Source organism: Verrucosispora sp. SN26_14.1, assembly GCF_004307965.1.
Taxonomy (GTDB): Bacteria; Actinomycetota; Actinomycetes; order Mycobacteriales; family Micromonosporaceae; genus Micromonospora.
The window spans coordinates 1-8,089 of the sequence record NZ_SISL01000276.1 but is presented as its reverse complement, the minus strand read 5'-3'; the positions used below and the strand labels follow the sequence as shown (position 1 = coordinate 8,089).

At 72.9% G+C, this 8,089-nt stretch carries 10 protein-coding genes; 6 read left to right on the top strand and 4 right to left on the bottom strand.

Annotated elements, in window-relative coordinates; translation table 11 throughout:
- On the top strand, window positions 1-847 hold an 847-nt coding region (locus EYA84_RS21470), incomplete at its 5' end, for a VWA domain-containing protein (RefSeq protein WP_131054844.1).
- Here EYA84_RS21470 and EYA84_RS21465 read toward each other — a convergent pair.
- The 4 genes from EYA84_RS21465 to EYA84_RS21450 all read right to left on the bottom strand — a co-directional run bounded on the left by EYA84_RS21465 (window position 808) and on the right by EYA84_RS21450 (window position 3,998).
- A complete protein-coding gene (locus tag EYA84_RS21465) occupies window positions 808-1,764 on the bottom strand; it encodes a LysR family transcriptional regulator (protein WP_131054843.1) in 957 nt (318 codons plus the stop codon). The genes EYA84_RS21470 and EYA84_RS21465 overlap by 40 nt on opposite strands.
- Before the next feature lie 163 nt (window positions 1,765-1,927).
- Window positions 1,928-2,683 carry an SDR family NAD(P)-dependent oxidoreductase gene (locus EYA84_RS21460; protein ID WP_131054842.1) on the bottom strand — a complete coding sequence of 252 codons (756 nt, stop codon included), beginning with the start codon at window positions 2,681-2,683 and terminating at the stop codon, window positions 1,928-1,930.
- 2 nt (window positions 2,684-2,685) lie between these two features.
- Window positions 2,686-3,657: an alpha/beta hydrolase gene (locus EYA84_RS21455; RefSeq protein ID WP_131054841.1), complete on the bottom strand. Its 972-nt coding sequence runs from the start codon at window positions 3,655-3,657 to the stop codon at window positions 2,686-2,688.
- 35 nt (window positions 3,658-3,692) lie between these two features.
- Complete coding sequence (locus tag EYA84_RS21450) at window positions 3,693-3,998, bottom strand: putative quinol monooxygenase (protein WP_131054840.1); 306 nt, start codon at window positions 3,996-3,998, stop codon at window positions 3,693-3,695.
- Between the two features lie 151 nt (window positions 3,999-4,149).
- On the opposite strand from EYA84_RS21450, the gene EYA84_RS21445 reads away from it, so the two are divergent.
- From EYA84_RS21445 to EYA84_RS21425, 5 genes are all read left to right on the top strand, one after another.
- Entirely contained in the window at window positions 4,150-5,085 is a 936-nt protein-coding gene (locus EYA84_RS21445) for an AraC family transcriptional regulator (RefSeq protein WP_131054839.1), read from the top strand.
- Window positions 5,086-5,094: 9 nt separating this feature from the next.
- Entirely contained in the window at window positions 5,095-5,904 is an 810-nt protein-coding gene (locus tag EYA84_RS21440; protein WP_131054838.1) for a trans-aconitate 2-methyltransferase, read from the top strand.
- 113 nt (window positions 5,905-6,017) lie between these two features.
- Complete coding sequence (locus EYA84_RS21435; RefSeq protein ID WP_394347596.1) at window positions 6,018-6,512, top strand: hypothetical protein; 495 nt, start codon at window positions 6,018-6,020, stop codon at window positions 6,510-6,512.
- 93 nt (window positions 6,513-6,605) lie between these two features.
- On the top strand, window positions 6,606-7,463 hold the full coding sequence (locus EYA84_RS21430) for a fumarylacetoacetate hydrolase family protein (protein WP_131054837.1): 858 nt from the start codon (window positions 6,606-6,608) through the stop codon (window positions 7,461-7,463).
- Window positions 7,460-8,089, top strand: a 630-nt coding sequence (locus EYA84_RS21425; protein ID WP_131054836.1) for an SDR family NAD(P)-dependent oxidoreductase, incomplete at its 3' end; no start/stop codon positions are given. The genes EYA84_RS21430 and EYA84_RS21425, both read left to right, overlap by 4 nt.

The following is an 8,089-nucleotide window of genomic DNA, read 5'->3' as shown; positions in this document are numbered from 1 at the left end:
GGCTCGGATATGTGTATACGAGCCAGAGGCGGAGGAGTCCGACGCGGCGCTGCGCCTGCCCGAGCGGCGTCCGGCCGCCCTCGCCGGTCTCGCCGACCGGCCGTTCGAGGACCTCGACGACGGGCAGGTGGCGCTGCTCGGCGAGGTGTTGCGGGCCGCCGTGCGCCGCTGGCCGACCCGGCGTACCCGGCGGCACCGGGTCAGTCCGGCCGGACGGCGGATCGCGCTGCGACCGACCGTGGCGCGGGCCCGCCGCACCGGCTGGGAGCCGGTGGAGGTGGTACGCGAACGGCAGGTCCGCCGACCGCGCCGGGTGGTGCTGCTCTGCGACGTCAGTGAGTCGATGCGGGCCCAGGCGACCGCCTACCTGCACCTGATGCGGGCGTTCGCCACGGTCAGCGACGCCGAGGTGTTCGCGTTCGCGACGACGCTGACCCGGCTCACCACCGTGCTGCGGCACTCCTCGCCGGTCGAGGCGGTGGACCGGGCCGGCGTGGCGGTGACCGACCGCTTCGGCGGCACCCGGATCGCCACCAACGTGCGGACGCTGCTCGCCTCCCACCACGGCGATCTCGTTCGCGGTGCCGTGGTGGTGATCGGGTCGGACGGGTGGGACAGCGACCCGCCCGCCGACCTCGCCGCCGCCATGGCCCGGCTGCGCCGTCGGGCGTACCGGATCGTCTGGTTGAACCCGCGTGCCGGCGCACCCGGTTTCGCCCCCCGGGTGGCCGGCATGGCCGCCGCGCTGCCCTACTGCGACCGGCTGCTGCCGGCCGGTACGTTCCAGGACCTGCTGGACGCCGCCGGTCAGCTCCAGAGCGTCACGTGGACCGCCGGCTTGAAGTGACCCACGCTGACGCCCGCGCCGCGCATCATCGCCTGGATGGCGCGGGAGGTGGAGGCGAACCGGGACAGCTCCGCGGCGGCCGAGGGCGCACCCGAACTGGACAGCAGCAGCGAGTGCCAGCCGTCCTCGACCGGGGTGTGCGGCCCGGCCAGCAGCAGCAGGTCACCGCTGCGGACCTCGGGTGCGACGGTGAACGCCAGCGCGGGCGCGATGCCCTTGCCCCGTTTCGCCTCGCCGAGCGCGGCGGCGTGGCTCTGGAAGATCTGCTGCCGGTCCTCGGGCACGGCGAGTCGGCGCAGCATCGCCGGCACCGCACCCAGTTGGGCGGTGCCCGAGGGGCCGAGCAGCCAGGTCTGCTCGCGCAGTTGGGCCGCCGACGCCCGCACTCCGGCCAGCGGATGCTCCGGTCCGACGACGGTCACGAGCCGGTAGTTCATCACCGGCCGGCAGGTGATCGCCGGGTCGACCACCGGCGGCTGCGGACCGATCGCGATGTCCACGGCGCGGGTCAGCAGCAGCGTCTCGAAGGAACCCGCGTCGCGCACGCTCAGCTCGACGTCGAGGTCGGCGGCGCGCCGGGTGAACAGCTTGATCAGGCCGGGTGCGGCGAGTTCGGCGAAGAGGCTGCACGCGGCGACCCGCAACATCCGTCGTCCCCGCGCCGCCGCGGTCACCTCGACCACCGTGCGGTCCTGCAGGCCCAGCAGTTCCGAGGCCCGGCTGGCCAGCCGCAGCCCGCCGGGGGTGAAGGCGAGCCCGACGGCGGTACGGGTGAACAACTTGTCGCCGAACTCCTTGCGCAACTGCGCGATGTGCAACGAGACGGCCGACTCGGAGACGTCGAGTTGCGCGGCGGCCTGTTTGACCGAACCCATCCGGACCACCGCGACGTACGCGCGTAGTTGTGCCGGCGTCATCGACGGCGTCCCTCCTGCCACCCCGATCTGACGATCCGGACGGTCCCTCGCAGCGAAACACGATCATGCCCGTTACGCCGCGTCGTCGCCAACCCTCCTGTCGGCCACCATGGTGCCCGGTCGACGGGGCGGGCGGACGAGCCACCCGCCCCGGCCGCCCCCGTCAGAGCCGATAACCGCCGGACACCTCGATGTCCTGGGCGGTGATCCATCGGCCCGCGTCGTCGAGCAGGGCGGCGATGGCCACCCCGATGTCGTCCGGTTCACCGACCCGGCCGAGAGCGGTCTGGGCCGCCAACTGCGGGATCACCTCCGGGTGCCGGGCGAAGGCGTCGCCGGCGATGCGGGTGCGGGTGGAGCCGGGGGAGACCGAGTTGACCCGTACACCCCGCCCGCTCAGTTCCTTGGCCAGGTAGCGGGTCAGCACCACCAGGCCGCCCTTCATGGTGCCGTAGGCGGAGTAGCCGGACTCCAGGCCGGCACCGACGGCGTTGCTGGCGACGTTGACGATCGCGCCGCCGTCGGCCAGCCGGGGCAGCAGCGTCCGGGTGAGGAAGTACGGCCCTCGCAACAGCACCCGCATGAGGTCGTCGAAGAGTTCCTCGGTGGTGTCCTCGAACGTCGCCGTCCGGCTCGCCCCGGCGTTGTTGACCAGGTAGTCGAAGGTGTCCCGCTGCCAGGTGTCGCGCAGCGCGGTGACCACCGCGTCGTGGAAGGCCGGGAAGCGCGTGGAGTCGCCGAGGTCGAGCGGCAACGCGACGGCGCGTCCACCGTCGCTCTCGATGCGCGCCACCGTGTCGTGCGCCCCGGTCGGGTTGTTCTGGTAGGTGAGGATCACCCCGGTGCCGCGTCGGGCGATCTGGAGCGCGGCACTCTGGCCGATGCCGGAACTGCCGCCGGTGACGATGGCGATACGCATGGTCAGTGGTTCCCTTCGTCGGAGCTCAGCACCCGGGCGAGCCAGTCGGTGCGGGTACGGCGGGCCGTGCTGGAGATGGCCGCCTGCGGCAGGATCGCGTCGAAACCGTGGCAGCCACCCGCCCACACGTGCAGTTCGGCCTGACCACCGGCGGCCCAGATCCGGCTGGCGTAGTCGACGCTCTCGTCCCGGAAGACCTCGGCCGAGCCGGCGTCGACGTAGGTGGTGGGCAGTCCGCCCAGGTCGTCGGCGAGCGTCGGCGACACGTACGCGGGCACCGGTCGATCGGTCTCCTCACCCAGGACGCAGCGCCAGCAGAACTCGTTCGACTCGCCGGTCCAGACACCGGGTCCACCGGAGTACTGCCGGCTGGAGGTGGTGTCGTTGCGGTGGTCCAGCATCGGGCCGATGAGCACCTGGGCGGCGATCGGCGGAGTGCCGAGGTCACGGGCCATCAGGGTCACCCCGGCGGCCAGGCCGCCGCCCGCGCTGGCCCCGGCGACGACCAGGCGGGCCGGATCGATGTGCAGGTCGGCGGCGTGTGTGGCGGTCCAGAGCAGACCCTGGTAGCAGTCCTCGACGAGGGTCGTGCCGGTCACCTCGGGCGCCAGCCGGTAGTCCACCGAGACGACCACGGCACCGAAGCGGTCCAGCCATTCGAGCGGGATGTCGAGTTGGGCGTAGCGGTCGCCCAGGACCATCCCGCCGCCGTGGATCCAGTAGACGCACGGTGCCGGTGCGCCGTCGCTGCTCTCGGCGGGGCGCAGCACGGCGAGCGGGATCGGGGTGCCGTCGGCGGCCGGGACGGTGATCTCCTGTCGGTCCACCGACACGCCGTCGAGCAGGGTTTCCACGGGGGTGGTGGCGTAGGGCCGGATCTGTTCGAGCACGTCGGCGTCGAGTCGGGCCACCAGCGGCAGGTCGGCGAGCAGTGCCCGCAGGTCGGGGTCGAGGTCGGGGCGGGGCAACGTCATGGCGGGTCCTCGGGTCGGCGGGGGTGGGTGTCGGCTCAGAGGGCGGCTCTACCGCCGACCGGCACCTCGTCGGTGTAGGTCGCCTCGGCGGCGAGCAGCGGTTCGAGTCGCGTGACGAGGTCGCGCGCCGGGGCGGTGGTGAAGAACTCGGCGTGTGCCGCCCGGCTGGTCCAGCCCTCGGTGAGGTGGACGACGTCGGGGTCGCCGGCCGAGCGTCCGACCAGGAAGACGACACAGTCCGGGTGCGTCAGCGCGGGGGCGTCGAGCAGCAGCGCGACCACCTCGTCGCCCATGCCGGGCTGTGCGGTCATGGTGGCGTGGAAGCCGTGGTCGATGGTCATGTCGGTTATTCCTCCAGTGGGGACGCTGTCGATGAGATATCGACTCACCCATACAAGCAGCCGGGGCAGCGAGGACGTTAGAACGATGGTCCTGTGCTCTTGCCTGATCCTCTCGTTGTGGCGAGGATCGTTCTTCTGCTCCAATGGTCCGGTGAGCCTCGACGAGTTACGTGACCTGCTCGACCGCCATGCCCGCCCGGACCAGCACACCGCCATCGACGACCTGTTGATCTCGCGGGTCGGCCGGTCGGGGCCGCCGTCGCCGTCGATGTCGGGCACGGTGCTGGCGCTCATCGCCCAGGGCGCGAAACGACTCGCGACCGGCGACCGGGTGTACGAGTACCGCGCCGGGCAGTACCTCGTCGCCTCGGTGGACCTGCCGGTCACCGGCCAGTTCCTCGGGATCGACCCCGACCACCCGGCGCTCGGCGTCGGCCTGGTCCTGCGTCCGACAGCGGTCGCCGAGGTGCTGTTGCGGGCGGCGCCCGGAGACCTGCCGCCGGTCGGCGGCGGCGCGCCGTCCGGCCTGGCCGTCAGCGACGCACCCCCGGAGCTGCTCGACGCGGCCGTCCGACTGGTACGCCTGCTCGACCGGCCACGCGACGCGACGGTGCTGGCGCCACTGGTCAAACAGGAGATCCTCTGGCTGCTGATGACCGGCGCGCACGGGGCCACCGTGCGGCAGCTCGGTCTCGCCGACAGCAGCCTCAGCCACGTCGCCCGCGCGGTCCGGTGGATCCGGGAGCACTACTCCCGGGCGTTCCGGGTGGAGGATCTCGCCCGGCTCTCCGGCATGAGCGTCTCCGCCTTCTACCGCAACTTCCAGGCGGTCACCGCGATGAGTCCGATCCAGTTCCAGAAGCAGATCCGGTTGCAGGAGGCCCGGCTCCTGCTCGCCACCCGTCCCGACGACGTCACCGGCGTCGCCCGGCAGGTCGGCTACGACAGCCCGTCCCAGTTCAGCCGCGAGTACCGCCGCCGGTTCGGCCTACCGCCCCGCCAGGACGCCGCCCGCCTGCACGGCGAGCTGGGCCAGCCCGCGCCGACGCCCCGCCGGGTCCCCACGGCCGCCGGACTTCTTCCGTAGGGTGGCGGCATGGCGGTGCCACGGGAGCAGCGGACCGTGTTCGGCGAGGTCGCCGACGCGTACGAGCGGAGCCGGGCGGACTATCCGGCGGCACTGCTGGACCTGATCGCCGGGTACGCCACCCGCACACCGGCCGAGGTGGTGGAGGCGGGCGCGGGCACCGGCAAGGGCAGCGCGTTGCTGCGTCGTCTCGACGTACCGCTGACCTGTGTCGAGCCGGATCCGGCGATGGCCGCGCTGCTGGCGCGGCGCTTCACCGGCGACGACCTGGTGTCGGTGGTGGTCGGCCGGTTCGAGGACTGGCGTCCGCCGCCCGGCGGAGTGGATCTGGTGGCCAGCGCGCAGGCGTGGCACTGGGTGGACCACACCCGACGGACCGACATGGCCGCCGAGGCGCTGGCACCCGGCGGGGTGCTCGCGATCTTCGGGCACGACTACGGGTTCGCCGACGTGGGACTGCGCACCGCGATGGACGCGGTCTACCAGCGGTACGCCCCGGAGATCGCCGACCTGCCCGGACGGCCGGTGCACACCCGGCACCCGGGCGCGTTCGATCCGCAGGAGCTCCGTACGGCACCCGGGTTCACCGACGTCACGCACGAGCGGGTGGTGACCGTGGTGCCGTACGACACTGCGCGCTACCTCACCCTGCTCTCCACCTTCTCGCCGCACCGGATGCTGCCCGAGGCGCAGCGGACCCGTCTGCACGTCGCGCTGGCCGACCTCGTCGACACCCACGGCGGTGTCGTCGCACACGAGCTGACGACCTGGCTGTGGCTGGCCCGACGGCGTGGCCCGGCGGCGGCCGACCGGTCTTGACCCTCGACCCGGTCGAGGGCACATCCTGGTGCGGTGCGGGACATCCGACCCGCCCGGTGCGCCATCCGCCGTTGCGGCCCGCCACCGGTCACGAAGACCAGGAGGAGCAGCCCGTGCCGGAGTCCACGACGGACGTGACGGATGACGTGATGGCCGCCATCGGCGCTGCCGTCGAGACGGGTCACGCCGGGGACCGCGCGGGCGCGCGGGACGCGCTGGAACGCCTCTGGGAGACGATCGGGGCGGACGGTGACGCGCTGCACCGGTGCACCGTCGCGCACTTCCTCGCCGACCTCCAGGACTCGGTCACCGACGAGCTGGCCTGGGACCAGCGGGCTCTGGCCGCGATCACCGACCTCAGCGACGAGCGGGCCCGTCGGTACCACGACTCGCTGCGGGTACGGGCGTTCCTGCCGTCGCTGCGGCTCAACCTCGCCGACGCCCACCGGCGGACCGGCGACGCCGCCGAGGCGCGCCGCCACCTGGCGGCGGCGGTGGCGGACCTCGACGCGCTCCCCGACGACGGGTACGGCGCGATGATCCGGTCGGGTGTCGAGCGGGCCCGGCAGGCGCTCGACGCCGGCTCGACCGCACCGCTGACGCCTTGACCCGCGTCGCCGGGGCGGGCGACCCCTTGCCGACACCGTCGTGACTCCTCTATAACGATGCAGCAAGGTCGATCTCTGTCCGAAAGGTGCGGCGTGAAGCTACTTCGAGTGGGCGCGGTCGGTCAGGAACGCCCCGCCGCACGGGACCGGGACGGCCGTCTGCGGGACCTCTCCGACCTGGTGACCGATATCGACGGGACCTTCCTCGCCGGGGACGGCCCGGCCCGGGTCCGCGCCGCGCTCGCCGAGGGACGGCTGCCGCTGCTCGCGGACCCCGCGCCACGGATCGGGGCGCCGATCGCCCGCCCTGGCAAGATCGTGTGCGTCGGGTTGAACTACTCCGACCACGCGGCCGAGACCGGCGCGCGGCTGCCGACCGAACCGATCCTGTTCATGAAGGCGCCCAACACCGTGATCGGCCCGGACGACGAGGTGCTGATCCCGCGCGGCAGCGTCAAGACCGACTGGGAGGTCGAACTCGCCGTCGTCATCGGCCGCACCGCGCGATATCTGGACAGCGACGACGAGGCGATGGCCTGTGTCGCCGGCTACACCGTCTCCAACGACGTCTCCGAGCGGGAGTTCCAGCTCGAACGCGGCGGCCAGTGGGACAAGGGCAAATCCTGCGAGACGTTCAACCCGCTCGGCCCGTGGCTGGTCACCGCCGACGAGGTGCCCGACCCGCAGCAGCTCGGTCTGCGGTTGAGCGTCAACGGCACGCGCCGTCAGGACGGCAGCACCAAGAACATGATCTTCGGGGTCGCCGAGGTGGTCCGGTACGTCAGCCAGTTCATGGTGCTCGAACCGGGTGACGTGATCAACACGGGCACCCCGGCCGGCGTGGCGCTCGGGATGCCGGAACCGAAGCCGTACCTGCGTCCCGGCGACGTGATCGAGCTTGAGGTGGACGGTCTCGGCACCCAACGCCAGACGGTCGGGCAGGCGTCGTGACCGGCGAGTTCACCGGGCTGGCCGCGGTGGTCACCGGTGGCGGCTCGGGCATCGGCCTCGCCACGGCCCGACTGCTGGCCGCGCGGGGAGCGTCGGTGGCCTGCCTCGACCTGGACCCCTCCGGCGTACCGGCACCGCTGCTCGGGGTGCGGTGCGACGTCACCGACCCCACCTCGGTGACCGCAGCGGTGACCGACGCCGCGACCCGCCTCGGTGGGCTCGACGTGCTGGTCAACAACGCCGGGACCGGCGCCCGGGGGACCGTCGAGGCCAACCCGGACGAGGAGTGGCACCGGGTGTTCGACGTCAATGTCGTCGGGATGGTCCGGGTGACCCGGGCGGCCCTGCCGCACCTGCGGCGCTCCGCCCACGCCGCGATCGTCAACATCGGCTCGATCGCGGCGAGCACCGGCCTGCCCGACCGGGCCCTGTACGGCGCGACGAAGGGCGCCGTGCAGGCGCTCACCCTCGCCATGGCGGCGGACCACGTCGGCGAGGGCATCCGGGTCACCTGCGTGAACCCCGGCACCGTCGACACCCCGTGGGTGCGCCGGCTGATCGACGCCGCCGACGACCCGACCGCCGAACTGGCCGCCCTGCGTGCCCGGCAGCCCACCGGACGGCTG

Coding starts and splice junctions, on each gene's coding strand:
- EYA84_RS21465 (WP_131054843.1), bottom strand. CDS start 1,764: ATGACGCCGGCACAACTACGCGCGTACGTCGCGGTGGTCCGGATGGGT.
- EYA84_RS21455 (WP_131054841.1), bottom strand. CDS start 3,657: ATGACGTTGCCCCGCCCCGACCTCGACCCCGACCTGCGGGCACTGCTC.
- EYA84_RS21460 (WP_131054842.1), bottom strand. CDS start 2,683: ATGCGTATCGCCATCGTCACCGGCGGCAGTTCCGGCATCGGCCAGAGT.
- EYA84_RS21440 (WP_131054838.1), top strand. CDS start 5,095: ATGGCGGTGCCACGGGAGCAGCGGACCGTGTTCGGCGAGGTCGCCGAC.
- EYA84_RS21450 (WP_131054840.1), bottom strand. CDS start 3,998: ATGACCATCGACCACGGCTTCCACGCCACCATGACCGCACAGCCCGGC.